This is a genomic window from Streptomyces qinglanensis, assembly GCF_900111245.1.
In the GTDB taxonomy this organism is placed as follows: domain Bacteria; phylum Actinomycetota; class Actinomycetes; order Streptomycetales; family Streptomycetaceae; genus Streptomyces; species Streptomyces qinglanensis.
Window position 1 is genome coordinate 261,411 of the sequence record NZ_FOGO01000007.1, and the last position, 21,840, is coordinate 283,250.

General features: G+C 69.7%; 50 protein-coding genes and 1 tRNA gene. 7 read left to right on the plus strand and 44 right to left on the minus strand.

From position 1 onward, the window contains the following. Positions 1-211: 211 nt before the first annotated feature. From BMX65_RS17090 to BMX65_RS17185, 20 genes are all read right to left on the minus strand, one after another. Positions 212-457, minus strand: coding sequence for a hypothetical protein (locus BMX65_RS17090; RefSeq protein ID WP_075001159.1), 246 nt, complete (start codon positions 455-457; stop codon positions 212-214). Further along, positions 454-747: an HNH endonuclease gene (locus tag BMX65_RS17095; RefSeq protein WP_075001160.1), complete on the minus strand. Its 294-nt coding sequence runs from the start codon at positions 745-747 to the stop codon at positions 454-456. Before BMX65_RS17095 ends, BMX65_RS17090 begins: the two co-directional genes overlap by 4 nt. Continuing rightward, positions 744-1,142, minus strand: a complete 399-nt coding sequence (locus BMX65_RS17100) for a DUF3307 domain-containing protein (protein WP_075001161.1) — start codon at positions 1,140-1,142, stop codon at positions 744-746. Before BMX65_RS17100 ends, BMX65_RS17095 begins: the two co-directional genes overlap by 4 nt. After that, on the minus strand, positions 1,139-1,381 hold the full coding sequence (locus tag BMX65_RS17105; protein WP_075001162.1) for a hypothetical protein: 243 nt from the start codon (positions 1,379-1,381) through the stop codon (positions 1,139-1,141). Before BMX65_RS17105 ends, BMX65_RS17100 begins: the two co-directional genes overlap by 4 nt. Positions 1,382-1,503: 122 nt before the next feature. Then, a complete protein-coding gene (locus tag BMX65_RS17110; RefSeq protein WP_075001163.1) occupies positions 1,504-2,046 on the minus strand; it encodes a class I SAM-dependent methyltransferase in 543 nt (180 codons plus the stop codon). After that, positions 2,046-2,420 (minus strand): hypothetical protein, encoded by a 375-nt coding sequence (locus tag BMX65_RS17115; protein ID WP_075001164.1) that lies wholly within the window; start codon positions 2,418-2,420, stop codon positions 2,046-2,048. The genes BMX65_RS17110 and BMX65_RS17115 overlap by 1 nt, the downstream gene beginning before the upstream one ends. Further along, positions 2,420-2,632: a hypothetical protein gene (locus BMX65_RS17120; RefSeq protein WP_075001165.1), complete on the minus strand. Its 213-nt coding sequence runs from the start codon at positions 2,630-2,632 to the stop codon at positions 2,420-2,422. Before BMX65_RS17120 ends, BMX65_RS17115 begins: the two co-directional genes overlap by 1 nt. Beyond that, on the minus strand, positions 2,632-2,811 hold the full coding sequence (locus tag BMX65_RS17125; protein ID WP_075001166.1) for a hypothetical protein: 180 nt from the start codon (positions 2,809-2,811) through the stop codon (positions 2,632-2,634). The genes BMX65_RS17120 and BMX65_RS17125 overlap by 1 nt, the downstream gene beginning before the upstream one ends. Then, entirely contained in the window at positions 2,811-3,185 is a 375-nt protein-coding gene (locus BMX65_RS17130; RefSeq protein WP_075001167.1) for a hypothetical protein, read from the minus strand. Before BMX65_RS17130 ends, BMX65_RS17125 begins: the two co-directional genes overlap by 1 nt. Before the next feature lie 16 nt (positions 3,186-3,201). After that, positions 3,202-3,585, minus strand: a complete 384-nt coding sequence (locus tag BMX65_RS17135) for a hypothetical protein (protein ID WP_075001168.1) — start codon at positions 3,583-3,585, stop codon at positions 3,202-3,204. Between the two features lie 73 nt (positions 3,586-3,658). After that, positions 3,659-4,126, minus strand: a complete 468-nt coding sequence (locus BMX65_RS17140) for a hypothetical protein (protein ID WP_075001169.1) — start codon at positions 4,124-4,126, stop codon at positions 3,659-3,661. Between the two features lie 392 nt (positions 4,127-4,518). Continuing rightward, the gene (locus tag BMX65_RS17145; protein ID WP_075001170.1) at positions 4,519-4,755 is read right to left on the minus strand and encodes a MerR family transcriptional regulator; all 237 of its coding nucleotides are present in this window, start codon (positions 4,753-4,755) and stop codon (positions 4,519-4,521) included. Positions 4,756-4,895: 140 nt separating this feature from the next. Continuing rightward, the gene (locus tag BMX65_RS17150) at positions 4,896-5,249 is read right to left on the minus strand and encodes a hypothetical protein (protein ID WP_075001171.1); all 354 of its coding nucleotides are present in this window, start codon (positions 5,247-5,249) and stop codon (positions 4,896-4,898) included. A 1-nt stretch (position 5,250) separates the two neighbouring features. Then, positions 5,251-5,721: a hypothetical protein gene (locus BMX65_RS17155; RefSeq protein WP_075001172.1), complete on the minus strand. Its 471-nt coding sequence runs from the start codon at positions 5,719-5,721 to the stop codon at positions 5,251-5,253. After that, the gene (locus BMX65_RS17160) at positions 5,718-5,972 is read right to left on the minus strand and encodes a hypothetical protein (protein WP_075001173.1); all 255 of its coding nucleotides are present in this window, start codon (positions 5,970-5,972) and stop codon (positions 5,718-5,720) included. The genes BMX65_RS17155 and BMX65_RS17160 overlap by 4 nt, the downstream gene beginning before the upstream one ends. Beyond that, positions 5,969-6,769 (minus strand): tRNA(His) guanylyltransferase Thg1 family protein, encoded by an 801-nt coding sequence (locus BMX65_RS17165; RefSeq protein ID WP_075001174.1) that lies wholly within the window; start codon positions 6,767-6,769, stop codon positions 5,969-5,971. The genes BMX65_RS17160 and BMX65_RS17165 overlap by 4 nt, the downstream gene beginning before the upstream one ends. Further along, the gene (locus BMX65_RS17170) at positions 6,766-7,227 is read right to left on the minus strand and encodes a DUF6221 family protein (protein ID WP_075001175.1); all 462 of its coding nucleotides are present in this window, start codon (positions 7,225-7,227) and stop codon (positions 6,766-6,768) included. Before BMX65_RS17170 ends, BMX65_RS17165 begins: the two co-directional genes overlap by 4 nt. Beyond that, positions 7,224-7,928, minus strand: a complete 705-nt coding sequence (locus BMX65_RS17175) for a hypothetical protein (RefSeq protein WP_075001176.1) — start codon at positions 7,926-7,928, stop codon at positions 7,224-7,226. The genes BMX65_RS17170 and BMX65_RS17175 overlap by 4 nt, the downstream gene beginning before the upstream one ends. Positions 7,929-8,164: 236 nt before the next feature. Beyond that, on the minus strand, positions 8,165-8,599 hold the full coding sequence (locus tag BMX65_RS17180; RefSeq protein ID WP_075001177.1) for a phosphatase domain-containing protein: 435 nt from the start codon (positions 8,597-8,599) through the stop codon (positions 8,165-8,167). Positions 8,600-8,662: 63 nt separating this feature from the next. Then, entirely contained in the window at positions 8,663-8,869 is a 207-nt protein-coding gene (locus BMX65_RS17185) for a hypothetical protein (RefSeq protein WP_075001178.1), read from the minus strand. An 81-nt stretch (positions 8,870-8,950) separates the two neighbouring features. On the opposite strand from BMX65_RS17185, the gene BMX65_RS17190 reads away from it, so the two are divergent. Then, positions 8,951-9,148 (plus strand): hypothetical protein, encoded by a 198-nt coding sequence (locus BMX65_RS17190; RefSeq protein ID WP_075001179.1) that lies wholly within the window; start codon positions 8,951-8,953, stop codon positions 9,146-9,148. Here BMX65_RS17190 and BMX65_RS17195 read toward each other — a convergent pair. The 4 genes from BMX65_RS17195 to BMX65_RS32925 are packed head-to-tail and all read right to left on the minus strand — an operon-like array spanning position 9,130 to position 9,876. Then, complete coding sequence (locus tag BMX65_RS17195) at positions 9,130-9,324, minus strand: hypothetical protein (protein ID WP_075001180.1); 195 nt, start codon at positions 9,322-9,324, stop codon at positions 9,130-9,132. The genes BMX65_RS17190 and BMX65_RS17195 overlap by 19 nt on opposite strands. 2 nt (positions 9,325-9,326) lie before the next feature. Next, positions 9,327-9,554: a hypothetical protein gene (locus tag BMX65_RS17200; RefSeq protein WP_075001181.1), complete on the minus strand. Its 228-nt coding sequence runs from the start codon at positions 9,552-9,554 to the stop codon at positions 9,327-9,329. Between the two features lie 2 nt (positions 9,555-9,556). Continuing rightward, complete coding sequence (locus tag BMX65_RS32920; protein WP_162637683.1) at positions 9,557-9,697, minus strand: hypothetical protein; 141 nt, start codon at positions 9,695-9,697, stop codon at positions 9,557-9,559. A gap of 2 nt (positions 9,698-9,699) precedes the next feature. After that, positions 9,700-9,876, minus strand: a complete 177-nt coding sequence (locus BMX65_RS32925) for a hypothetical protein (RefSeq protein ID WP_162637682.1) — start codon at positions 9,874-9,876, stop codon at positions 9,700-9,702. Between BMX65_RS32925 and BMX65_RS34305 the strand changes: the two genes are divergently transcribed. Next, positions 9,803-10,357, plus strand: a complete 555-nt coding sequence (locus BMX65_RS34305; protein WP_075001182.1) for an endonuclease domain-containing protein — start codon at positions 9,803-9,805, stop codon at positions 10,355-10,357. The two genes, BMX65_RS32925 and BMX65_RS34305, sit on opposite strands and share 74 nt — an antisense overlap. Then, entirely contained in the window at positions 10,354-10,749 is a 396-nt protein-coding gene (locus BMX65_RS17210) for a DUF6221 family protein (protein WP_075001183.1), read from the plus strand. The genes BMX65_RS34305 and BMX65_RS17210 overlap by 4 nt, the downstream gene beginning before the upstream one ends. A gap of 62 nt (positions 10,750-10,811) precedes the next feature. Here the strand turns inward: BMX65_RS17210 and BMX65_RS17215 are convergent, their stop codons facing one another. The 14 genes from BMX65_RS17215 to BMX65_RS17265 form a co-directional block, all read right to left on the minus strand. Then, entirely contained in the window at positions 10,812-11,390 is a 579-nt protein-coding gene (locus tag BMX65_RS17215; RefSeq protein ID WP_107437505.1) for a DUF4352 domain-containing protein, read from the minus strand. A gap of 77 nt (positions 11,391-11,467) precedes the next feature. Further along, positions 11,468-12,061, minus strand: coding sequence for an MmpS family transport accessory protein (locus BMX65_RS32130; RefSeq protein ID WP_107437506.1), 594 nt, complete (start codon positions 12,059-12,061; stop codon positions 11,468-11,470). Between the two features lie 273 nt (positions 12,062-12,334). Then, positions 12,335-12,553: a hypothetical protein gene (locus BMX65_RS17225; protein ID WP_075001184.1), complete on the minus strand. Its 219-nt coding sequence runs from the start codon at positions 12,551-12,553 to the stop codon at positions 12,335-12,337. Between the two features lie 14 nt (positions 12,554-12,567). After that, the gene (locus BMX65_RS17230) at positions 12,568-12,804 is read right to left on the minus strand and encodes a hypothetical protein (protein WP_075001185.1); all 237 of its coding nucleotides are present in this window, start codon (positions 12,802-12,804) and stop codon (positions 12,568-12,570) included. A gap of 89 nt (positions 12,805-12,893) precedes the next feature. Then, on the minus strand, positions 12,894-13,592 hold the full coding sequence (locus BMX65_RS17235; RefSeq protein WP_075001186.1) for a hypothetical protein: 699 nt from the start codon (positions 13,590-13,592) through the stop codon (positions 12,894-12,896). A gap of 25 nt (positions 13,593-13,617) precedes the next feature. Next, entirely contained in the window at positions 13,618-14,094 is a 477-nt protein-coding gene (locus BMX65_RS17240; RefSeq protein WP_075001187.1) for a hypothetical protein, read from the minus strand. A gap of 12 nt (positions 14,095-14,106) precedes the next feature. Continuing rightward, a complete protein-coding gene (locus BMX65_RS17245) occupies positions 14,107-14,760 on the minus strand; it encodes a hypothetical protein (protein ID WP_075001188.1) in 654 nt (217 codons plus the stop codon). Next, entirely contained in the window at positions 14,757-15,083 is a 327-nt protein-coding gene (locus BMX65_RS17250) for a hypothetical protein (RefSeq protein ID WP_143081857.1), read from the minus strand. The genes BMX65_RS17245 and BMX65_RS17250 overlap by 4 nt, the downstream gene beginning before the upstream one ends. Before the next feature lie 5 nt (positions 15,084-15,088). After that, entirely contained in the window at positions 15,089-16,606 is a 1,518-nt protein-coding gene (locus BMX65_RS17255; RefSeq protein WP_075001190.1) for a hypothetical protein, read from the minus strand. Next, a complete protein-coding gene (locus tag BMX65_RS32490) occupies positions 16,603-16,800 on the minus strand; it encodes a hypothetical protein (RefSeq protein ID WP_143081858.1) in 198 nt (65 codons plus the stop codon). Before BMX65_RS32490 ends, BMX65_RS17255 begins: the two co-directional genes overlap by 4 nt. Further along, on the minus strand, positions 16,797-16,949 hold the full coding sequence (locus BMX65_RS32930; RefSeq protein WP_162637680.1) for a hypothetical protein: 153 nt from the start codon (positions 16,947-16,949) through the stop codon (positions 16,797-16,799). Before BMX65_RS32930 ends, BMX65_RS32490 begins: the two co-directional genes overlap by 4 nt. A 59-nt stretch (positions 16,950-17,008) precedes the next feature. Then, entirely contained in the window at positions 17,009-17,209 is a 201-nt protein-coding gene (locus BMX65_RS17260; protein ID WP_075001191.1) for a hypothetical protein, read from the minus strand. Continuing rightward, entirely contained in the window at positions 17,209-17,382 is a 174-nt protein-coding gene (locus BMX65_RS32935; protein ID WP_162637679.1) for a hypothetical protein, read from the minus strand. The genes BMX65_RS17260 and BMX65_RS32935 overlap by 1 nt, the downstream gene beginning before the upstream one ends. Beyond that, positions 17,379-17,681 carry a hypothetical protein gene (locus tag BMX65_RS17265; protein ID WP_143081859.1) on the minus strand — a complete coding sequence of 101 codons (303 nt, stop codon included), beginning with the start codon at positions 17,679-17,681 and terminating at the stop codon, positions 17,379-17,381. Before BMX65_RS17265 ends, BMX65_RS32935 begins: the two co-directional genes overlap by 4 nt. A gap of 232 nt (positions 17,682-17,913) precedes the next feature. On the opposite strand from BMX65_RS17265, the gene BMX65_RS17270 reads away from it, so the two are divergent. Genes BMX65_RS17270 through BMX65_RS17280 form a run of 4 tightly spaced genes read left to right on the plus strand, consistent with a single transcriptional unit; the run spans position 17,914 to position 19,256 of the window. After that, positions 17,914-18,225, plus strand: coding sequence for a helix-turn-helix domain-containing protein (locus tag BMX65_RS17270; protein WP_075001193.1), 312 nt, complete (start codon positions 17,914-17,916; stop codon positions 18,223-18,225). A gap of 42 nt (positions 18,226-18,267) precedes the next feature. Next, the gene (locus tag BMX65_RS17275; RefSeq protein WP_075001194.1) at positions 18,268-18,804 is read left to right on the plus strand and encodes a GIY-YIG nuclease family protein; all 537 of its coding nucleotides are present in this window, start codon (positions 18,268-18,270) and stop codon (positions 18,802-18,804) included. Then, positions 18,794-18,925, plus strand: coding sequence for a hypothetical protein (locus BMX65_RS33970; RefSeq protein WP_275435222.1), 132 nt, complete (start codon positions 18,794-18,796; stop codon positions 18,923-18,925). The genes BMX65_RS17275 and BMX65_RS33970 overlap by 11 nt, the downstream gene beginning before the upstream one ends. Positions 18,926-18,962: 37 nt before the next feature. After that, a complete protein-coding gene (locus BMX65_RS17280) occupies positions 18,963-19,256 on the plus strand; it encodes a hypothetical protein (protein ID WP_075001195.1) in 294 nt (97 codons plus the stop codon). A 366-nt stretch (positions 19,257-19,622) separates the two neighbouring features. On the opposite strand, the gene BMX65_RS17290 is transcribed toward BMX65_RS17280, so the two are convergent. The 6 genes from BMX65_RS17290 to BMX65_RS17315 form a co-directional block, all read right to left on the minus strand. Next, positions 19,623-19,874, minus strand: a complete 252-nt coding sequence (locus BMX65_RS17290; protein WP_143081860.1) for a hypothetical protein — start codon at positions 19,872-19,874, stop codon at positions 19,623-19,625. A gap of 100 nt (positions 19,875-19,974) precedes the next feature. Beyond that, entirely contained in the window at positions 19,975-20,169 is a 195-nt protein-coding gene (locus tag BMX65_RS17295; RefSeq protein WP_075001198.1) for a hypothetical protein, read from the minus strand. Beyond that, positions 20,166-20,363 carry a hypothetical protein gene (locus BMX65_RS17300; RefSeq protein ID WP_075001199.1) on the minus strand — a complete coding sequence of 66 codons (198 nt, stop codon included), beginning with the start codon at positions 20,361-20,363 and terminating at the stop codon, positions 20,166-20,168. Before BMX65_RS17300 ends, BMX65_RS17295 begins: the two co-directional genes overlap by 4 nt. Continuing rightward, the gene (locus BMX65_RS17305) at positions 20,360-20,755 is read right to left on the minus strand and encodes an ead/Ea22-like family protein (RefSeq protein WP_075001200.1); all 396 of its coding nucleotides are present in this window, start codon (positions 20,753-20,755) and stop codon (positions 20,360-20,362) included. The genes BMX65_RS17300 and BMX65_RS17305 overlap by 4 nt, the downstream gene beginning before the upstream one ends. Then, on the minus strand, positions 20,752-21,732 hold the full coding sequence (locus BMX65_RS17310) for a hypothetical protein (RefSeq protein WP_075001201.1): 981 nt from the start codon (positions 21,730-21,732) through the stop codon (positions 20,752-20,754). Before BMX65_RS17310 ends, BMX65_RS17305 begins: the two co-directional genes overlap by 4 nt. Positions 21,733-21,760: 28 nt before the next feature. Further along, a tRNA-Leu gene (locus tag BMX65_RS17315) sits at positions 21,761-21,834 on the minus strand. Between the last annotated feature and the right edge of the window lie 6 nt (positions 21,835-21,840).

Sequence of the window (21,840 nt, forward strand, 5' to 3'; positions counted from 1 at the left end):
GCGTGCGGGGAAGGTCGGCGCTGCCTGTGGCGGGCCCGTAGACCCTGATGCGTGGGTGCGTGGGGATGTCAGCGAGGGCGGGCAGATCGCGGACACCATTCCGCTGCCACGTCTGGATGAGAGTCTCTGCCTGGTCGGCGAGTGCGAAGAGCTGGCCCGTGGGGACTGGGATGGCTACGGACAGAATGGCCATGGCGCGGGCCTCTCGGCGTCAGGTTGCTGGGCAGGCGATGGTGTCGCTCTCGGCGCGGTAGAAGTCGAGGTGCGCGTCCGGGGCAATGCCGAGGATCTCAGCGAGTTGCTGGACGCTTCCTGACATCGGCGTGATCGTCGGGGTGAGGGGTCGTGCGAGGTGCACCCGTTTGAGGTGGGCCTGGTGGAGGAGCGCTTGGGTGGCGGCGGCTGTGGGGTCTTCGCCGTGGGCCACCCGGATCATGGCGGTGAGCATCGTCTTCACCTGAGTCCGGGGTGTTGTTCGGGTGGGCGCCGTCTGCCGGGCCGCGGGTTGGCGCGTTGTGCGGCGTTGCCCTCGGCGCTGGACTTGCGGCCGTGGCATTCGGCGCACACGCCCTGCAGTTTCGACGGCTGGTGATCGTCGGTCTTGGCTTTGATGTGGTCGCAGTGGGAGCTGGGCCGCACGCCGCAGAGGACGCAGATCACGTCCCTGGCGAGAACTTCGGCCCGGATCTTCTTCCAGCCCGGCGGCAGGCGGTCAACGCGGTCCGAGCCCTGCCAGCCGCCGCTCATAGCCACATCACCGCTGAGGCGTTGATGATGAGGTGCATCGTGTTGTCGGCAATGATCATCAGCCACACGGCCATCCACGGAGGGCGATCATTGTGGTAACCGGTCCCGGAGCATTCCGACCACGGATGCCGGTAGCTTGCGGGCGCCATCAGGTTCTTCACCCACACCACGTGCCGGGCGAGTCGGTAGCGGTCTATGACGGCGTGCGTCACGACGATGATGGCGAGCGCGGCGGGTGACTGGGTGACGAGGAGAAACGGCAGCCCGTAGGTGAGGGCGTGTGCCCAGGCGGGCCACCAGCGTTTCGTCTTCTCGTTCGCCATCCAGTCGGATTGGATGAGGTAGTCCCCGGTGAGATGCGCGAGAAGGATTCCGAATGCCGTCGCGCCGCTCACGGCTCGTCGTCCTCGTCGGCGAGTGAGTAGCCGCTGTTTTCGACGGCTTGTGCGGCGGTGACCATGCCGAGTGCGGTGATCCAGTCGACTGCGTCGGAGCGGCCCTTCACCAGGTGGACGCTGCCGTCGGCTTTGATGACTTTGAGGATGACGATGGCGTCCATGGCCATGTCGCCTTCGTCGAGGTCGGCGACGAGGCCGATCGCGTCGAGCATCTGCCCGATGTGCTGCTCAGCCACGGCGGCTCCTGATGTTGGCGTCTCGCACGTCTTTGAGCTGGCCGAGGAGGCACGTCCACGCCCAGGTCCCGGCCAAGCCGACGCCTGGCAACGCCAGCGCGCCAAGCAGGCTTGGCCACGTCTCAGCCACGGCGTGACCACCACCAGACGCCGAGCGTGTCGCCACGCATCGACTCGACGCCGCCGCCGAGCTGGGCGAGGACGGTGTCCATGTCGTCGGGGTCCCACTGGTGGACGTGGGCTTCGTGCGGGTTGCCGTCGACTGTGCCTTGCTGGGAGTCGACGATGGGCACCGAGGCGAGGATGTGCCAGGCGCCGGCGGCCTCGATGCGCTCCAGCAGTGCGACGGCGTCTTCGCGGGGCATGTGTTCGAGGACGTCGCCGAGGATGACGAGGTCCCGATGGAACAGGTGGCCCGCCGAGTCGCGCACGTCTTCGGTGTGGATCTCGTCGTACATGGTGCGCGTCTTCGTCGACTTGAGCTTGTACTTGGCCACGTAGGGCTTGTGGATCTCGACTGCGGTCCACCACACGCCCTTGTGCACGGGCCGGAACAGCTTCGCGTAGGTGCCTTCGCCGGGGCCGACGTCGCACACGGTGTCGGGCAGGTGCTGCTCGAACCTCGCGAGGGACCAGTCCTTGCCCTCGGCGTCACTCGTCGGCATCAGGGGCCTCCTGGTTCACCGACCGCACGTTGAATGGGTGCGGGAATCTTGGGTATCTCGACAGCGCTCTGGATCTTCGCCAGGGTGTCGGTCACTACGTCGGTCCACGCGGTCATATCCCGCCTGAACTGATCGTCGACCAGGTAGTCGGTCACGTCGTTGGCGGGGATCTCGACCGTTTCCTCGAAGACGAGGACAGCGCGGGCACCGACTCGTTCAGCGAGGCTTTGCCACTGGTCGTTCCTCGGGTCCAGTTCGCCCTTCATCGCGACGCAATCAAGGGGCAGGTCGTCTACCACGAGCGCGAACGGCGTCTCGTAGGTGCCGTCCGCGTGCTCAACCTCGGGCAGTTCGAGGATCTGGAGACGGGCCATCAGCCGTCGCCTCGCTTGAGTGCCCCGCGGAGGGTGTCGCCGATCTCTAGGAGGGCCTGCGTGGCGGCGACCAGGGCGTAGACCTGGGCTTTCGCGGCGCGGGCTTGGATTTCGTGGGCGGAGACGTTGCCTTGCGGCATGGCGTTGAGTTCCTGCGCGGTCTGGTCGAGGGTGCGCTCGGCGAGTTCGCGGTAGCTGGGCACGCCGGCCATCAGCCGGTCACCGGCTCGTTGTGGCGGTGGATGCTGCGGACGTTGTCGACGGGGGCGAAGGCGACGGCCTCGCTGCCGGTGTAGAAGGTGTAGTCGCGGGCTTCGTCGTCGTACTTCACTCCGTCGGCTTCGACGGTTTCGGTGTCGCCGGTGAGGTAGTTGATCGTGTAGCGGGCCATCAGCCGGTCACCGCCTTGTGCTGGCTGGTGTGGATGGTCTCGGGCTCCTCATCGACGAGCGTGTACGTCTTACCGCCGTCGGTCGACATGCTGCGCGAGTCGCGGACGTTCTGCCAGAACGGCACGCCGCCCATCTCCTGCGCCCGGTCGATCCATTCGGCGGGGTCGTCGGTGAGCGGGCTGAGCGGCTGGAAGCGGAGCAGCTTTTCCAGGACCAGCGCGGAGTGCTCGGCGGAGAAGCCGCTGTGGCCCATGGCGGCGAAGGCTTCGATGACCTTGCAGAGGCCGTTCGTGAGCCATTCGTCTTCGCCGATGAGGGCGAGTTCGCGGCGGGCGTGGGTGACCAGCGGGCTTTCAGTGGCGGTGTGGGCCATGGCGCGGGCTCCTGTGTCAGTGAGGGTCGGCGGGGAGGTTGACGAGCCGAAGGGGGTGTTCGTGTTCGTCGAGGGTGGTGAGGGTGTGGGTGAGGAGTCCTCGGAGGATGGAGCGTTCGCGGCGGTTGTCGGGGATGCCGCCGGGCTGGTCGACGACGCTGAGGGTGTGCCCGTCGGTCCAGGCGTAGGTGAGCGTGGTGGGCTTCTGTTGCAGCTTGGCCATCTGCTCTAGCGCGTATTCGTTGAGGGTGCGCATGAGGTCTTCGCCGTCGATGGTGTGGCAGAGGGAGCAGATGCGGACTGAGGCGGTGGCGTGGGCGGGCTTGTTGTACTGCCACGCGTGCTCGCAAAGACTGTCGGCAGCCATCGGCTCGTTGTCGGGCGGGCCGGGAACATTCATGGCGCGGGCTCCTTGTGTTGGGAGGGAGCCTGCTGCCCGCACCCTCCCGACGGCGGGCAGCAGGGGTCTTAGGTCAGTTGTCGGCACCCGGGTTGTCGTCTGCGTCGCACGCTTCAAGGACGATGCGGCGGATCTCCGGATCGGCGAACTCGAAGGCTTCCTGGCGCCTGGCTGCCGTTTCGTCTTCGACGTACCGCTGGTATTCGTCCCAGTGCTGGACGACCAGCCGTTCGGTGGCGGCTTTACGAGCTTCGAGGTTGATCTGCCATGAGTCGTAGAGACCCGGGATGTGGTTGCGGCAGACGACGCGGCGCTTCGCCCTGATCTTGGGTCGGCAGCGGTCGTTGCAGCGGTCGCGCCAGCAGCACTCGCGAACCTCGGTCAGCGTGACTGCGACCGGAGGGCCGCAGGGCGTGCTCTTCGGCTTACACGCCCAAGCGCAGCTAATGCCATCCCCGGGGGTCCAGGCTCGAATGTGCACCAAATCCCGGCGGTCTCCACTGCCGATCTTCTGGACCGTGTTCGCGGTGAACTCTTCCATGTTCCACTCCAGGGTGTGGCGGAAGCCCCGGCCCCTGGATGGTCCGGGGCTTCCTTCCCGCCGGGATCAGCGGCGGGCGACTACGGGGATGTTGGTGGCCGCCCCGTGCCCTCGGCGGGGCGGCCACCATGGGGCTCAACAGCAGGGGGCTGGAGCACCCGGTCTATGCGTGCCGCGGGGCACGTTGGGGTGTGGTCCGCCTGGCCCTCAGTCAGGCGGACCGCGGCGCCGCACCGTGCCGCTTCGAGGCCGGCACGGTGCGCGTCGGGGTGTGTGGGGTATGGGGCCCGCCCGGTCGTGACGAAGCGACTCGGGCGGGCCGTGCGGGGGCGCCGCAGCAGCCAGCCCATGGCTGGGGCGCTCGCCCGCGCCTGCCCCGCACGGCAGGCGTCTCAGGCCGCGTCGACGCGAACTCGTCGAACCACGGGTGGTGCAGGGGTAGGGGCGATGACGTTGTTGTCGTCGTCGCGTTGTGCGGGGCTGATCTCCATCAGGTCGTATCGGGCGCCTTTGCCTTGTCCGTATACGGTGATGCGGCCTTCGGATGCCCATCGCCAGATGGTGCCGACAGGGCGGCCGGTCCAGTAGGCGACGTCGGATGCGGTAGCGAGCGCGACTCCGGAGGGCATGTTCACCTCCCGGGTACGACGAAAGGCCGCCCTGTGCGGGGCGGCCTTAGCGCGGAAGTCAGTCGATCTAAGCAAATAGTCGCTTCGGTCTCAGGGGTTTGTCAACCATTCACCTACGCGCCTGTCAAGGGCTTGGCACGTCAAAGGAGGCGAGCAGCGTTCTTTTCGTTCCGGACGGTGATCTCGTTGCCGTCCCATATGAGCGTGTCGCCTGGTTTGGTGACGACTGGTTGTTCGCTGCCGCGTTGGATGACGTAGCCGCCGTGCCCGGTGACGGTGCGGTAGCCGTGTTGGCGGCACCAGCGCGCTGGGATGTCAACGAGCATGGACCATGTGATGGTGAGTCGGGTTGGGTCGGCGGCTTCCCGGTTGCAGACCATGCGCCGCATCAGAGCGGCCGTGTGGCGGAGCTGCCTGCTTCGCCGGGCGCTGATCCACGGGCTGTGAGACTCGCGCTCGTACTGTTCGGCGAGTTCAGCTAGCGAGCTGGGCATCCTAGGTCTCCTTGTAGCGGGAGAAGGCGTCGCGGATGGCGGTGTCGTGGGCGAGGCAGCGGACGCAGTCGGTGTGCCAGTCGTCGTGGCCGTGCTCGTGTTCGTCGGCGAGCTGATCGAGGACGGCTTCGAGTGGGTGCGGGACGCGCCAGCCTCGGCCGGCTCGGCTGCATGCGGGGCAGATGCCGATGGCCATCTGGACGGGTCCGGTGTGGGTGGGGTCGGGGATGCTGTCGCCCCACTGGTGGCCGCCGGAGTGGCGTCCGCAGAGGATGCACGGCAGCCAGTACAGCCCGCGTTTGTGGGCGTGCCGTCGGTGGATCCAGGTCCAGGACTGGGGCAGGTGCCGTATCCACTGGCCCCTGGTTGGCGCGCTGGTGGACAGGAGCGGGGTCATGCGCAGCCGCCGGTACCAGAGTCGTTCGAGCCAGGTCAGTGGCCGCTGTGTCAGGGTGACGGTGTACCGGGTCATGCTGCCGCCCTGGGGCTGGTGGTGTGGGCGATGGCGCGGACTTCGAGAGCGTCGGCTTCGAGGTCGAGGATTGCTGCGAGAGTGTCGAGGTCGCAGTCAGGGGCGTCGGCGAGGTTGCGGCTGCTCGACGCGATGGCCCGTAGGAGGGCGATGACGGTGTCGCAGCCGAGGTAGGGCTGCCCGTCGCTTCCAACTGCGAGGGGTAGTCCGGTGGCGACCGGGGGCACGGGCCCGTCCTGGTCGTCGTTCATGCCGCTGCCTTTTCGGTCTGCGCCGGGGTGAGCGTGGGCATGGCGGGGATGGTCTGGGCGAGCCAGCCGTCGGGCGCTGTCGTGAAGTGCGGGGCGGCTGTCGCTCGCCACCAGGAGCGGACCGCGGTGGTGGCGGACGGCTGGCCGGTGCGTCGGTCGACGTACTCGATGGTGCGCTCACGGCTGTGCCGGGTGACGAGCCGTCCGCGCTTGCAGCCGTCGGGGTATTCGTTCCAGTTGATCCCGGCTTCGGACCACAGGAGTTCCTGCATGCTGCCGCTGTTCACGCCGTGCAGGCGTTTGTGGGAGAAGTGGGCCTGCGCCGCCATCGAGATGGAGTTGCGGACGGCGTCGCGCTGCCGCCACAGGAAGTAGTTCGCCACTTCGACCGGGTCGGGAATGGTGAACACGCGGGCGTCGAACAGTGCCCGCTTGCCAGGGCGCTGTTCGTTGAGGACCGCGGTGGCAAGGGCGGCGGCCATGGAGGTCTGCTTGGCAAGGATGCCACCGAACCACGGCTGGGTGGTGGGGGTGGCGAAGTCGGTGTAGAGGACGCTGATCTCGTCGGACTGGGTGTAGGCGAACACGCTGCCGGTGATCTCGGTGCAGAGTGCTTCGGCCACGGCGTCCATTGCAGCCATGAACTGGTCGTCGAAGGGGCGTTGGGCGCCGCGCAGGTAGGTGTGCGCAGCTCGAATGTCGACGCGTAGGAGAGTGTGGGTCCGGCGTGGAAGCACCGCGCGGGTGACGGCCTCGTAGTCCTTCATCCGGTCCCCGAGAGGGGTGTTGTCCTTCACGGTGCCCACTCCTCACCCTTGTGGTCGGGGTGCCTGGCGAATGGACGGGCGAGGATTTCGAGGCGACGGTCGATGCGGGCGTCGCGTCCGCAGTCACAGGGGCCGCCGAGGCGGCTCTCGTCGCAGGTCTCTCCGCCGTCCCGTTCTTCGGTGGCCGCAGCACAGGTGTACCAGCAGTCTTCGACGACTGCGTGCCGTTCGGCGTCGAGGTCGGCTACGAGTGCGAGCTTGGCGTCGAGGTCGGCGATAACGGCGGTGGGATCGTGAGCGGCGAGGTGGTCGACGGTAGCCCGCAGTTGCCGGCCGCTGAGTGCGAACCCTTCGGCGACGGTGATGCCGTCGATGGCGATCACTTCGTCGTGTTCGGCGTTGGGCTGCCACGGTCCGGGGCTGGCGGCTAGAGCGAGCGCCCGCTGTTCGGCGTACCGGGCACGCAGGAAGTCGGCGATGTCGTTCACGCTGCTGCCTCCATGTGGTGGTCGCGTGTGGCGGCTTCCTGTGCGAGGCGGAGTTCGCGCCACGCGGCCATGTCGGGCCACTCGCTGCCGCAGTCGCCGCACCGTATGCGGGGGCTGCCGGTTGAGGCTGTGAGCTGGGCGCCGCACTGGGTTCCGTCGTCGTAGGCGATGGGGCACAGGCCGACTTTGACGCGGCCGGCTCGTTTCGTGGGGTCGAGGGCGGCGCCCAGTTCGGCGTGGAGTTGGCGGACCTCCTCGACGTCCTGGCCCACCGACTCGTAGGCGTCCACGGCCCACGGCAGGTTGTTGACGAGGAACCTGACGTGCTCGGGCACGGCCTGCCTCGCGTTGCCGCGCCAGGGTGCCATCGTCCAGCCGAGTGCTTGCCGCCAGGCGTCTTCGATGGCGGCGAGTCGTGTGGCAGCACCGCCGGGGGCGACGAGGTTGAGGACGCGCACGTCGGGTGGGATGGGCGGTGTGCGGGAGCCGGAGACGTTGCCTTGTTTGCCGACGGTGCCGCGCATGAGTGCGGCGGTGGTGTTGGCGTGGGTGAACAGGCCGGGGATGGCGGCGAGTCTGGTGCGGGTCTTGTCTTCGCAGGGGCGGCAGGCGATGCGGCCGAGTTCTTGTTCCCAGAGGGGGCGGGCGCAGGCGCCGCATGTGGGCCAGTCGTAGCCGTCGTCGGTGGTGTGGGTGTGCACGGCGGGCTCCTCGCGGGCGGAAGAGGGGGCGGTACACGCACTAGTGTGCACAGGTGAAATGACAAGCGTGTCATTTCGGCGGGTGGTGAAGGCCCGGCGGGTGACAGCGCAACGCCCGGCACGGGGCGGGGCGAAGGCTCCGTCTCGAGGGGCCAGTGCTCGTTGGTTCGCGCAGCCGCCCACGGGCTCGACCTGATCCGCGGACGCGACGCCCCCCGAGAGTGGGCATGGGCGACTCACTCACCCCAGCCAGGCACGACGGTGGTCGGTATGCCCTCCTCCGCCCATAGCGCGAGGACAGCCGGGTTGTCGTCCCAAGCGTGCACGGGCCTCCAGCGCTCACGGATGCGGGCGAGGATGCTTCGCTTCACTTCGTAGTCAGGACGCTGGTCGTGGTGAGCGCGCATCCACATCGCGTCGGACGGCACACCATGCAGGGCCAGCCACATGGCGGTGTGCGGCCGGAAGCGAACGGAGCGGGCCGTGACCACGAGTACGCCGAGCCCGGCGGCCCGCGCTTCGTGCGCGGCCCCAACGACGTGCGCATGCGGTGGGCAGTCGACGGACGCCGTGTGGAAGGCGTGGAAGCGGCCAGGCTCGTCGAGGAGATGGCGGATGCCGCGCACGTCGCACAGCGTCCCGTCCACATCGAAGATCACGGCGTCGCGCATAGCTCCATGATGCCCAGCCATGTCAGCCAAGTGAACCAGTGCGGAGAGGGCATCGTGGCACGTTCAGTTGGCGGTCTCTGCCGGGTCCTGCTTGGCGGTGTCGACGTCGATGGCCAGTGATTGCAGCTTCCCGCCGAACGAGACGGCGGCGGAGACGACTTCGGTGCCGGCCGCGCCGGAGCGCATGGCGTCCTGTACGAACGCGGCGAGCTCGTCGAGGGTGAGGAACTGCTTCTTCGGCGCCTTGTGCTCGATTGTGCGAGTGGACATGACGGTGCTCCTTTGAGTTCGTGGGACTCAGTGTGCCGGTTTCCCCGCGGACAGCGCCCGGCAGCGGGCAGACTGCCACCCATGGACCCGACGTTCACGGTGCAGGCCGAGTCTGAGGCTGTGTGTGAGGCCGCGTTGGCGCGGTTGTGTGCTGCGCTGGAGATCGAGCCGTGTCTGTTGCCGCGTGAGGTGTTGCCGGGGTCGGGGCGGTGGATGGCGCGCGCGAAGCCCCAGCCGTCCGACGAGGTCCAAGGCGTCATTCAGGCTGAGACCGGGTGAAGGGCCTCCTCGGTCACCCACTCCCCGGTGAAGAACGCCAGCGAGTTGTAGTGCCGAATCTTGTAGATCGGGTTCCCCTGCTCGTCCCAGGAGACCTTGAGTACCTGCATGCGGGGCTGGCTGCCATGGGTCACGATCTGCCACTTCCTGAACCGGGGATCGCGCTTCGCAGGCATGGTCAGTCCTTCTTCCGGGTGATGGCGAGGCAGTCGGGGCACCAGCGCTCGCCCGGCTTGTCGAGACGCCGCGGCACCTGGCGCTTCCCGCCCGACATGACGATGCTGTCTTCGTCGCTGCACGCGATCCGCTGGAACGTGGCGTCGGGGTCCGGGCCGACCGGCTTGTGCCAGATCAACTCCTTCGTGACGCCACCGGGCCCCTTGATGCGTTCCGACACTGCAAGCATGGTCAGCTCTCCTTGATCTCGGTGATCTCGAAGGCGAAGGGCACGTCCTCGCAGGCGTCGTAGACGGCGTCGCGGATGCCCTGCCCGGTGGGGCCGTACTCGTCGGGCGCGTCGATCTCCATCGTCAGCTTGTACTTCGGCATGATCAGTTCTCCTTGTCACTGTGCGCGCGGGACAACAGGCCACCCACGAAGCCCCCGCCAACCTGCACGCTGGCCATGGCCCCGCAGCCGATGAGGAGGCGGGTCATGGTCAGGTCAGCGCCGTCGCCGGGGAGGACGACTGCGGCGAGCAGCGGCCGGGCGACGGTGGGTAACGCCACCAAACGGCGGTACAGGCCGAAGCACTCGTCCTGTTATCACGTCGGCTACTCGCTCACGTGCCGCGAGTACGACGACCTCCTGCGCCTCAGCAGGGGACGGTGCAAGATCTGCAAGGAAGCCGCTTCGCATCTGTGCATCGACCACGATCACAAGCTGGGAACATGGGCGGTTCGCGGCCTCATATGCAACGCCTGCAATCTGGCCCTCAAGAAAGTCGACGCTGGGTGCGGGGAGAAGAGCCCGGCAGTCGCGAGGTACCTCGCGAACGCTTGGCACAGAAGGCAAGCGAGTAGTGCAGTCAAGGCCGCTCGTGTCCGGCCAGTCTCCGAATGCCCTGTGTGCGGGAAGCGGTCGTCGGTGAAGCGTGACGGCCGCCTCTACGAGCACTGGTCCCGTCTCCCAGGGCAGTACGAAACGCGCTGCACTGGCGTCCCTGACGCCAGGCTCCCGCAGCGTCCCGAACCTACCGAAGGGGCATGAGCATGGACCGTGACCTGACCGACTTCTTGTGGCTACGCGTCACCGAAGACCACGAGACCGCCCAGCGCCCGACCGACGCCCCGTGGGCCAAGCCAACCTGGGCCCTCCGGCGAGACGACGACGACGACGCTTACGTCGACCTCGGCACCCAGCACCTGGACCGAGAGAGCAGCCTCAACGAGGACGAGCTGACCCACATCGCGCGGCACGATCCGACGCGGGCTTTCGCCGAGGTTGAGCTGTTGAAGTGGCTGCTCGCCGAGCACGAGCTGCGTGCCGATGGGGACGGAGGCTATGTGTGCGCGGTGGATGGTGAGGACTGCGGCACGCTGCGCCGCATGGCCGCCCTGTACGCGGATCACGAGGAGTACAGGCAGGAGTGGCGGCCGTAGTTCGCGCAGCATGCCACGGGCACTGCCGTCTCCGAACGACGACAGTGCCCACCTCTTCACACTTACCGCTTCGGGATGCGCCATTCGGTCGGATAGGCCAACCCTTCTGGTGCGTATTCGACGCGCACAGGCCGTTGGTCCGCCGGCACGGGGAACATGATCCCTCCCCGGGCGCAGCGCCCAGCTCGGACGACCTTGTCCATGATGGGATACTCCGGCTTCGGGAAGTCCCCGCCGCTGAGGCCGGTGATCTCCGCTTGGCTTCCGTCAGCGAAGGCGAGCGACCACGGATCTTGCGAGACGCTGTTCTCTCCCTCCGATTTGTCAATGCAGACCTTCACGTCGACGCGCGCCCATACGGCCTTCTCTTGCATCCCAAGGCTCTCGTCGGGCGGCTCGATGCCTGAGTAGGGCTGCTTGTAGCTGAGGACTGAGGCGGTGCCTTCGTTGCCGTCATCGTCCTTCCAGGGCCACGACTGCCCCAGTTCGAGACGGTCCGGCTCGTCCTGGGCCTGCTCCTTGTCGGGAGATGCCTTCTCCTCATGTGGGGTCGGCTTGGGTTCATCACCCGGTGCCGCACACGCGGTAAGAGCAGCGAGCAGTGCCACGCTGCCTGCCGATGCTGCGAGCGTGATACGCATGTGCCCTCCTTGGGGTCACGTAGAAGTGCGGCCCCGCCGCACTGGGGGGTTGGCGGGGCCGCGGTGGGGGGCGGCGGTCAGTGCCAGCCGAGCCCGGTGTTGGAGAGCTGCGCGTTGCAGATGTTGTAGCCGCCGGAGGCGTGGGCCTTCTTCGTTTCGCCGTTGACGGTCACCGAGCAGTTGATGTCGCCGCCGCCTTGGAGTTGGGCGTTGACGTGGTACCACAGGGCGTCGTCGTTGAACGGGAGTGTCTTCGTCATGGGCAGTCCGGAGCCTTGCCGACTGTCGGTGTCGGTGCCGTAGGTGATGTCGGCGCCGGCGGGGGCGCTGCCCCACACCTTGATGGTCACCGTCTTCGGCTTCGGCTTGGGCTCGGGCTTGGCGGCCGGCTTGGGCTTGGCGGAGGTCTCCTCGGCCTTCGGTGCTTCGTCGCCCGCGGGTTCGGCGTTCTCCTTCTCGGGCTTCGGCTTGGCGCTCGGCTCGGACGCGGTGTCCTTCTTGTCGGTGTCGCCGCCTCCGATGGCGGAGCCGATGCCGCCGAGGACGAGGACGCCGCCGATCACGCTGAGGACGATCAGGCCGGTGCGCTTCTTCTTGGGCGGCGGCTGGGGCTGCCACTGCTGCTGGAACGGGGGCTGCGGCTGGCCGGGGTACTGCTGGTGCGGGTTCATGGGTCCCCCTGGGTTGTTGAAGGATGGATCGTACTGGCGTTGTGTCGGGTAGGTGAGGGTCTTGTGGCCTCTGTGCGGGTCTGGTTGTACTCGTCAGTTCATGTGCGGGCAGGCGCGGACCCACCAGCCGCAGCCGGGGCAGTAGGTGGGCGGGATGAGTCGGGTGGCCAGCGCGCGGATGGCGTGCATGATGTGGGTCTCCTGTCTCTCGTGTGGGATGGGTGGCCGCAGGGCCGGGATCGTGCAGCCACAGCCGGGCCCGGCCCTGCGGTGTCAGCGGCGGCGGGGCCGGTCGGCTGGGTTGATCTGCATGCCGAGGGCCTCACGCTGGCGCGGCTCCTCGGCGTGGAAGTCGGCCCAGGTGGCGCCGAGGTCGAATGCCCTCTGCTGCGCCTCTTCGACTGGAGGGTCGGGGAAGATCGTCGGCGGCCTGGTGAGGCTCAGCCGGATGGCCTCGGCGACGGCTTCCTTCATCTGCTGTTCCTGGTCCACGGGTGTCTCCTTCGTCAGAGGTGGCGGATGATCCAGTCGAGGACGGCGATCCAGGCGAGGACGGCGAAGCCGCAGCCGGTGCGCCACGACAGCCGCTGGCGGACGCCTACGGTCTCGATGTGCTCGCCGTCGGGTCTGAGCCCGTGGTGGGCCAGCTGACGGTGACGGCCGCGGACGGCGCGCAGGGCGACGCGGGAGTGCACCGGTTCGGCGGTGGTGCCGCAGTCGTCGCACCGGTACTGGTAGGCCATCGGCGGGTCCTCTCGGGGGCGGTAGGCGGGTAGGTAGGAACGGGGTAGGCGGCGGGTAGGACGTGGGCTGACCTGCGGTTCCTACCGGGCTACCGGGCCGGGGGGTGGGGGCTGTTCGGGGTGTGGGGAGCGGGCGCTGGGCCGGGCTGTGGGTGGGGTGTGACGGGGGTGTAGGCGGGGCCCCGGTCGGGGCTGCCGGGCGGGCCGGGAGCGGGGGTGTCGGGGAGGTGCCCGAGCCCGTCCGGGAGGTCCCGGAGGAGGACCCCTTGGCGGTTGCGCTGACGGCCCCCCGCCGCCTTCAGGTTGAGTCCTTCGGTGACCGGGATGCCGGCCGCGTCGAGGGCCTGGCGGACGGTCTGTTTCGTGGCTCCGGGGAGGGCGTCGGCGATGGTGTCGAGGTGGGCGCCGCGCTGCCCGGTGTCGGCGGTGATCTCGCGGATGGCGAGGGCGACGATGTGCGCGGCCGGTGGCACGGCCTCGGCCGGCTGCTCCTCCCCCGGCTCGTCTTGATCGTTTCGGGGTGTGGGGGCGGGGGCCAGCGTCCATGCGGCGACGCACCAGGCCGCGGTCAGCGGCGTCATCATCGGCGGGTGCTGGTCGACCAGGAGCACGATGCCGACCGCGCCCGCGGCTACCCCACCCAGGCGGGTCACGCTGCCCTGGGTGCCGTCGCCTGCGGCGACCCAGGCCGCGCCCCGTTCGAGCAGGGCGCGGCTGCCGGTGCACAGCGACGTAGCGAGGTGCCGGCCGGGGATGAAGGGGCGGGCGGCCTCCCGCGCTCGGGCCACTGGGCGGGGCTTCCGGTCGGGCACGTCAGACCCCCAGGACCTTCGCGAAGGAGGCGACGACGGAGGCGAGGACGCCCCAGATGCCGCCCGCACGGCCGGCGACGTAGGCCATCACGAAGCCCCAGATCGCGACCTGCTTCAGCGTGAGCTTCTTCCAGTACAGGACGGCGGCGATGCAGCAGGCCGCGGCGCCCATGCCGACGTTGCCGAGGGGGCCGCCGCTGCCGCCGACGCCGAGCGCGGCCAGGAGGGTGCCGAGCAGGTCGGCGGGGGTGGACCAGATGCCGCCCGCGGCGGCGTAGAGGGTGGCCGCGAGCGCGCCGAGGAACAGCGCGAGCGTCCACGGCAACGGCCGGCCCTTGCCCGCGGCCTTGACGCCGAGGACGAGTACGACGGTGACGACCAGGGCGGCGCCGCCGGCGCCGAGATGGCCGAGGATCTCGCCCTGGCTGATGCCCGGCGACGGGGGCGCCATCGGCGTGGTGGATACGGCGGTGGACATGACTTCTCCTGGTCAGAGGGAGGCGGGCGCGTACAGGCCCAAGGCGAGGACGGCAGAGGCGAGGGGGGCGCGGCAGATCCACGGGAGCGGGCCCCACCAGCCGCGGGTGCGGCGGTCGAGGACCTGGCCGAGGAGGACGACGATGCCGCTGCCGAGGAGCAGTGCGGTGGTGACGCTGTAGTCGCGGCCGCAGTCGGTGATCCAGCCTCCGAACAGGTCGACCAGGCCAAAGCTCCAGCCCAACGTGGCGGCGCTGCCGTTGTAGAGCAGGACCCAGGTGCGGTGCTCGACGTGCAGGTGCTGGCGGACCTGCTCGGCCCGCTGGTCGACGGCGCCCGTCTTGATGGTGGGCAGCCGCCGCCGGGGCTCGGGCGCCGGCTCCGGGGTGTCGGGGTCGGCCGTCAGCTCCTCGACGGGCTGGGGCTGGGCGCTCGTCTGCGGGCGCGGCACGGGCAGCTCGGCCTCGGGGGGCTCCGGGGGCCTGGTCCACCAGTCGGCGGCGGGCCCGGTGTCGGTGCCGTCGGCGTACAGCCGGTCCCACCAGTCGTCGTCGTGGCGGTCGGCTGGCTCGGGGGCGGGCTTGCGCCACGGCGGGAGGTTGTCGGCCCCGGCCGGCGCGGGCGGCATCTCGGGCGCGAGCGGGGGCTGCTGTCCGTCGCTGCTCACGAGTGGTCTCCGCACTGGTGGTCGCGGCCGTCGGCGAGCGCCGCGGCGAAGCCGGATTCGGGCCGGTAGCCGAGGGCGAGGCGGTGGCAGGGGCAGCGCCAGGCATAGCCGTGCACGGTGTACTCGCCCTGCGGGGACAGCACTTCGTAGTCGGCGCGGTGGACGGTGACGCGGGTGTCGGAGCGGCTGGTGACGGTGGTGATGACGCCGGACATGGCCGGCGCTGTCGACGTGCCGGTCGGGGTGGGCTCGGCTGCCTGCGTGGTGCTGGCCGTGGTCCAGCCCGGGGGCAGCGTGCCGGGGGCGGCGGGGGGGTCGGTCATGACGATCACTGGGTCTCCTGGGCGTCGAGGTGGCGGCGGATGGCGGACGCCTTGGACTGGCCGACACCGAGCCCCGACTTGAGGGCGCGGATGCCCGCGGGCTTGCCGTGGGTACGGCGGTGCTCGGCGTCGAGTACGCGCGCCCGGTCGAGGAGGGCGTCCGTACCTGGGGGTGTACTCGGCGTACTCGGCTCGGGTACGGGCGCGTACTCGGCGGCCGGAGCCGGGGGCTCGTCGGGGTGCTCCGCCGGTGCGTCGTGGGTGGTGCTCTCGGGGAGCCGGGCGTGTACCTGGGTACGGGTACGGTCCGCGGCGAGTACGGGCTCCGGGTCCTGTACCTCGGGGTGTACCTCGGTGTCGGGTACGTCGGCGGGTACGGGTGTCTGTGCTGGTGGGGCCGCGGGTACGGCCTGTACCTCGGGTGCGGGTACGGCCTCGGGTGCGGGCGGTTCGACCGGGTCGGGTACGGCGGGGGTGGCCGTGTCCAGGCGTGGCGGATTGCCCGCCCGGGTGGCCATCCGCACCAGCGTCTCGGTGACGGGTACGCCGTACCCGGTGCACAGCGACGCGAGTCCGGCCGGGGTGCGATCCGGGTGCGCGGCGGCCACCCGGCGTACCGCATCGAACCGGTCGAGGCGCTTGAGTTCGGCCGTGGTGATGCCGTGCGGGGTACGCAGGTACGGGGCGGGTACAGCCTCGACGGTCCACAGCGACGGCAGGGGTACGTCCTTCAGCGCGGCGGCACCGCGCCGTGCGGCGAGGAGCTGCATGAGCTGGTGCCGCTGCTGACCGTTGACACCGACCTGCGCGCGGGCAACCGCGGCGGCGAGCCGCTTCTTCCCCCACGGGCCAAGGCGGTCGCGGGAGGCGAGGCGGACGGCGCGGGCGGTGGCACGGTCGCGGGTGATCTGCTCGGCGTCCCGGTCCCGGGTCGCGAGCCCCGCGTAGGACAGGACCCGCTCGCGCAACTCGCGTCCGACGACGGCCAGCAGCCCGGAGGCGAGGGCCTGCGGGCGGGCGATGCGAATCTCCAGCCCCATGGCGAGGTGCCACAGGATGCCGGCCATGACGGGCCCGATGACGGCGCGGACCGTGCCGCCGACGAGTCCGGACTCGGTGAGGGCGGGGATGACCTGGACGCCGGTGATGACCCACACGAGGACGCCGGGCGTTCCCGAGGTGCCGGCCGTGGTGTCGGTGGTGGTGGCGCGTTTGTGGGCTCGGGCGAGGAGCGCGCAGGCGAGGAGCGCGATCTCCCCTGCGGCGAAGAAGAACAGCCGCTCGTTCTGGCTGTGCATGCCGAGCCGGTGCGCGGCGAACCGCCAGCTCGTGTCCGCGGTGTAGCCGGTGCAGGCGGCGGCGCCGATCGACGCGACGACGACGGACGCGGAGGGCCGGGCGGCGGCTCGCAGGCCGCGGACGATGAGCCACCCGGCGAGGACGAGCAGCCCGCAGACACCGACCGCGAGGACCGCAGCCGGGAGCGGGTTGGCCTGTGCCCAGTGGGCGGCGGGTGCGGTCATCGTCGTCGTGCTCCCCTGCGGGATCGTCGGATGCGGTGGTGGTGTGCGCGCCAGGAGGCGACCGCGGCGGCGCCCATGACGAGGACGCCGGGCCTGAAGTCGCCGAGCGCGGCGAGGAGGGCGAGGGCGGTGAACGTCCAGCGGGCGAGCGGCCCGCACAGTTCGTCCCGCAGCCGGGGGCGTAGGCGGGTCACCGGGGCTCCGTCCGGGTGCCGAGCCGCTCCAGCATGTGGGCGAGGGCGATGGCGTCGCAGAGGCTGATGAGCGGTCCGTGGAGGCGCCATGTGAGGAGGTGCCACAGGAGTGCGGGGATGGCGGTGGTGGTGGGGTGTGGAAGGTTCACGGTCGGCTCCGAGGCCGGGCCCGCCCTAGGGGTGGAGGCGGGCCCGGCCGGTTCGGGGGTTAGCTGCGTTGGCTGTTGCGTCGGATGTCGGCGTGCCGTTGGGCGTCGTCCCAGTCCTGGCCGGCGCGGAGCGCACGGTCCGCGCCGCCACCGGGCTTGCGGTGGTCGGCGCGGCGCCTGGCGGAGGCCCGGTCGGAGGCGGACTGCTTGCCGCTGTACTTGGTGTCGGCGAGTTCGCGGTCACTGCGGAAGAGAGCCATCAGCCGGCCCGCCCCACGTGCTGACGCTGCTGCCCGTCGGTGCGGGGGTGGGCGCAGCAGTTGCGCCACGTTTGCCGGACGATGCCGTCTCCGGAGGTGTCCTCGACATAGCCGCCGCTGCCGTCGCACTGCTGCTCTTGGGTACCGGGCTCGGCCGGCTCGACGGCGGTCACAGCGTCACTCCCTCGTCGAGGGCGATCTGGATGCGGCGGTGGAGCAGGCGCGGCGGGGTCGGCTCGTGCGGGTTGCCGATCACCTTGAGGGCGGCCTCCACGTCGTCGCTCACGGCGGGCCCGTTGCTGCCGTGGATGCGGCGGGCGTGGAGGCCGAGGAGCAGCGGCACGTCGAGAACGCCGGGCCCACCGGCGCGGCTGATCGTGCCGTCGAGCCCGGTGAGGGTAGCGGTGAGGAGCTGGACGACGCGTTGCGTCGGACTGTCGGGGTCGGCGTGGGTGCCGATAGCATCCGGCATGGTCATTCCTCCTGGTAGCGCAGGTAGGGGTGACTCCCGCGCCCGTGTGCGACCACGGGCCGGGGCTTGACGGTGCCCGGTGTGCGACCACCGGGCACCGTCGGTTTGGTGCGGCCCTGGTTCGTGTGCGACCACGAACCAGGGCCTTGTGCATTGGCAGCGTGGGCTGCTTGTCACCAATGTATGGGCACCCATACAATTAGGCAAGCGGCTCCCGAAGATGAGGAACGGGATGACCGAAGAACCCATCGACCAGGAGGCGCAGCGTGTGTTCGACGCTCTCGACGAAGTGGAAGCGATGACCGACCCGCTGGCCCGGGCGCGCGTGATCGGCTTGCTCCTGAAGGACCAAGCGAAGCGCAACAAGAAGTTCCACGAGTACCGGCGGCAGGTCGTCCTCGAACTGCGCGAGCAGAAGGTGCCCTACCGCAAGATCGCCGAACAGTTGGGCGTGTCACTCGGCACGGTCCAAGACATCGAGCGTGGGGCAGGCCGCTGGACACAACGCCCGAGGAAGGACTCGCCGCAGGATGCACCCGAGTAGCAGCGGCCGGTTGGTTCGGCCTCGCCTCCGAGGAGACCACCGATGAGCGCGTCAAGCGACTCCGCCGCCAAGCCCCGCCGTGCCGCTGTGTACCGCCTGTGGGACTCCGAGGGCAACCTCTTGTACATCGGCTCGGCCTACGACCCGGACCACCGTTGCCAGGCCCACAGGCAACAACCTTGGTGGCCGGCAGTCACACGCCGCACCGAAGAGTGGCACGCGGGGCGCCGCAACGCATACATCGCTGAGCTCGAAGCCATAGCGAAAGAACGTCCCACGCACAACTTGATGGGCACGCTGGAGTACCAGACGCCCAGCACCGAAAAGGTTCAGCGCCGGAACGAGCTCGCACCTCTCCGAGGGCGTCTCACCCGAGAAGCTGACCTGCTGGCAGCGAGGGTGACTCGCGAGTCGCGAGCCGCGGGCGCCTCCAGTTACGAAGCAGAGCGGGCTGGCAAGCTGGCAGCGATCGACTTTCTGGAAGACACGGGCCTATTCGATGGAGCGGTCAAATGGCGGCGAAGGCAGGTGGCTTACGATGCGCGCCGCCACGAAGAGGAGCAGCGTGATGACAGCTGAGGAGTCGGAGCCGGTCTACTGGTGGTGCAACTCGTGCGGCGAGGAGGTCCAGGACGAGACCGTCGAGTGCTGCGGTGACGGCGAGATCGTCCCCTCCTACGACGAGAGCGGTGCCCGATGACGGCGGACCACCCCGACTACCGCGAGGAGTGGCGGCCGTGAGCGTGCAGGAGCTGACAGCCGAGCAGATGGCCGAGCTGCGCTGGCAGTTGAACAGCCGCCCCGTGCGGGCCCTCGGCACCATTGCGCGGGGTGAGCCTCTGCCGCCTCTGCCGCGCTGCCCTGGGTGTGGTGCGGTAGCCGAGCGCGTGGATGAGCGGCTTGAGGACCCGCAGTTCGGTGTGTATGAGACGGCGCTGCTGGCCCGGTGGCTGCCATGCGGCCACCGGTTCCGTGGGATCGTCGACCCGTTCGCGGAATCGGTGCGCCCGGGCGGGAGGTGGCGGCCGTGACTGCCCGGCCGCCGCTGGTCACGGACCACTGGTTCCGTGAAGGCCCGGTCCAGCCCGACGGCTCGGACGGCTATTGGATCTGCGGCCGCTGTGGCCAGCACCGGGGCGACCATCTGCAAGTCGAAGGTGACTGGCTGCTGCCCCTGCACGCAGTCGTCCCCATGCGGATTCGGCCGAGGCACTGCAAGGCATGTGGCAGGGAGCGACGCCATACGACGCACACCCCGTGGAGGTGGGAGTCCTTGGGGGCCGCGGAGTGACCGGTCTCGTTCCGCGCCCGTCGGCGGAGTCGTCGGCCGGCTGGCCCGACCCCGGCGACGTGTGAGCGCCCCGCCCGGTTGGGCGGGGCGTCGTCGTGTGCGGCGGTCAGGCCATTGGCTCGCCCGCCTGAGTCGTCGCTTCGATGGCGCGGACTTCCAGCGCGTCAGCGTTTCGGTCCAGGATCCGCGCGAACATCCCGATCGACACGTCTGGGTCGTCTTCGTTTCCGCGCATCACGATCGCCACGGAGCGGAGCAGGTCTACGACTGCCCATGTCGGGAGGAACGTCTCCCCCTGTTCGTTCAGGACGATGTCCATGTGGCTGGCTGTCGTCTCTGTCTGCTCTCCGTCGTCCATGTGCGCCCCCCTGTGTTGTGTTGGTACACGGTATGTGCGGTTCGTTGGGTTGGTGCGGGAGTTGCGCCAGCCCGGCCGGAGGGGGACGGCCGGGCGGGGGTCAGTGGTGGCGGCGGATGCGTGCGGCTTTGAGGGCGGCGAGTTCGGCTCGTGCCCGGTGGCCGGCGGCTTCCCGGTGAGCGGCTTGGGCGCGGCGGGCGTGCCGGCTGGTGTCGACCGCGCACCAGACAGCAGCCGCGGCCAGGGCGAGGGCGACGAAGGCGAGAACGATGTCGGTCACGGTGGGGTCGGTCATGGCTGGCTCCTGTCGAGGTGGTGTGCGAGGTGTCCGCCGTACATGGCGAGAGCGGAGGCGATCTGCTGGCCCCAGCCGTCGGGGTCGATGGGGCGGCCGGCAGCGTCCCATTCGGCGCCGAGGTCTTGGAGGGTGTTCCAGTAGGCGCGGCAGGAGTCACAGGCTGTGGTGATCTCCTGCCGCTCCCACGTCACGGCTGCTCCTGGTTGATGGTGCGGGCGACGGCGAGGGCGTGGGGGCCGCCACCGCCGCGGTGGCCCCACTCGGCGAGGGTGTACGCCTCTTGCTGGGCCGCGTGCTCCAGCCAGTCGGCGAGGGCGAGGCCGATGCCGGGGTGCATGGCGGCGATGTAGGCGGCGTCGGCCCACACGTTGCGGGTCTCGTCCCACGATTCCTGGCTCATCGTCGGCAACCAGGCGCGGAGTTCGGTGTCGTTGCGCTCGCCGGACAGGACGGTCGCGGTGTGCCCGTACTGGCCGAGGTGGGTGTCGTGCTGGCGCCACGGGCCGGGGGTGGCGGCGGTGGCGAGCGCCCGCAGGCGTGCGGCGGCGGTGCGGAGTTCGTCGGCGGGGCTGGGGTCGGTCACGGCTGCTCCTCGATGCCGTGGCAGTCGCATCCGCAGGGGACACCGGTGAACTTGTTGTTGCGGCGACACCTGTCGTGGAGGTGGTCGGCCGCCGCCCGGAGTTCCTCGGCGTGTTCGGTGTGGACGTCGACTACGCGCTCGCACTCGCGGGCCGTCTCACATGCGGTGCTGGTGTACGGCGGCACGTCGATCAGGCGGAGCAGGTGGTCGGGGAGCTGCTCGCGGGTGCTGCCGGGCGGGGGCGGGGTGAAGTCGTCGGTCACGGTCAGCTTCTTGGCGGGCTGGATGACGATGTCTTTGCCGAGGAGGCGGAAGACCTCGCGGATGGTGTCCAGGCTGAGCCCGTTGATCAGTTCGCCGATGGGCGTGGTGAGGTCGATGGGTACCCACGGGGCGGGTGGGGCTGCGTCGCGCCGCGTGCAGCGGCCGGCTCGGACGTGGCCGTCGGCGCACTCCTCGCCGCAGTGGGCGGCGGTTCGGGCGCACGGGGTCTGGCGGCAGGAGCAGTTGGCGCAGTGCTCGCAGAACGGCTGGTTCCGGTAGTTGTGGTAGACGATCTCTTCCGAGTCGCAGCCGACGCAGCGTTCGGCTAGCTGCCAGCGCGTGCCGTGGTCGTTGGCGTGGCTGCCGTAGTGGCCGGGGTGCAGCACGCACTCCTCACGAATGGCGCCGAACGGGTCAGTGGGCGACAGATCGCCGCAGCGCTCGGGCGGTGGGTGCTGTTCGCGGGTGTGGCGTTTCAGTTCGGCGTGGCTGGTGGTGCGGAAGTCGGGGCAGTCCCAGCAGCCGTAGTTGACGGGTGTGGTCATGGTGGTCTCCGGGGTGGTGCGGAAGGTGTCGGGGGCGACAGTCGGTGTGAGGGTTTCGAGAGCCCGGTCGAGGCTGGCGAGCGTCTCGCGCTGCCGGGCGGGGTCGGTGAGTACTCGGCGGGCAAAGGCCCATCCGCAGCAGTCGGGGCTGGGGTTGGGGTTGGTCATCAGGTTCCCTTCAGCGTCGTGTGGGTTGTGCCCGAGGCCGGATTCGAACCGGCACTGAGCCGCTTTTAAGGCGGGCGCGTCTACCTGTTGCGCGACTCGGGCGAAGGC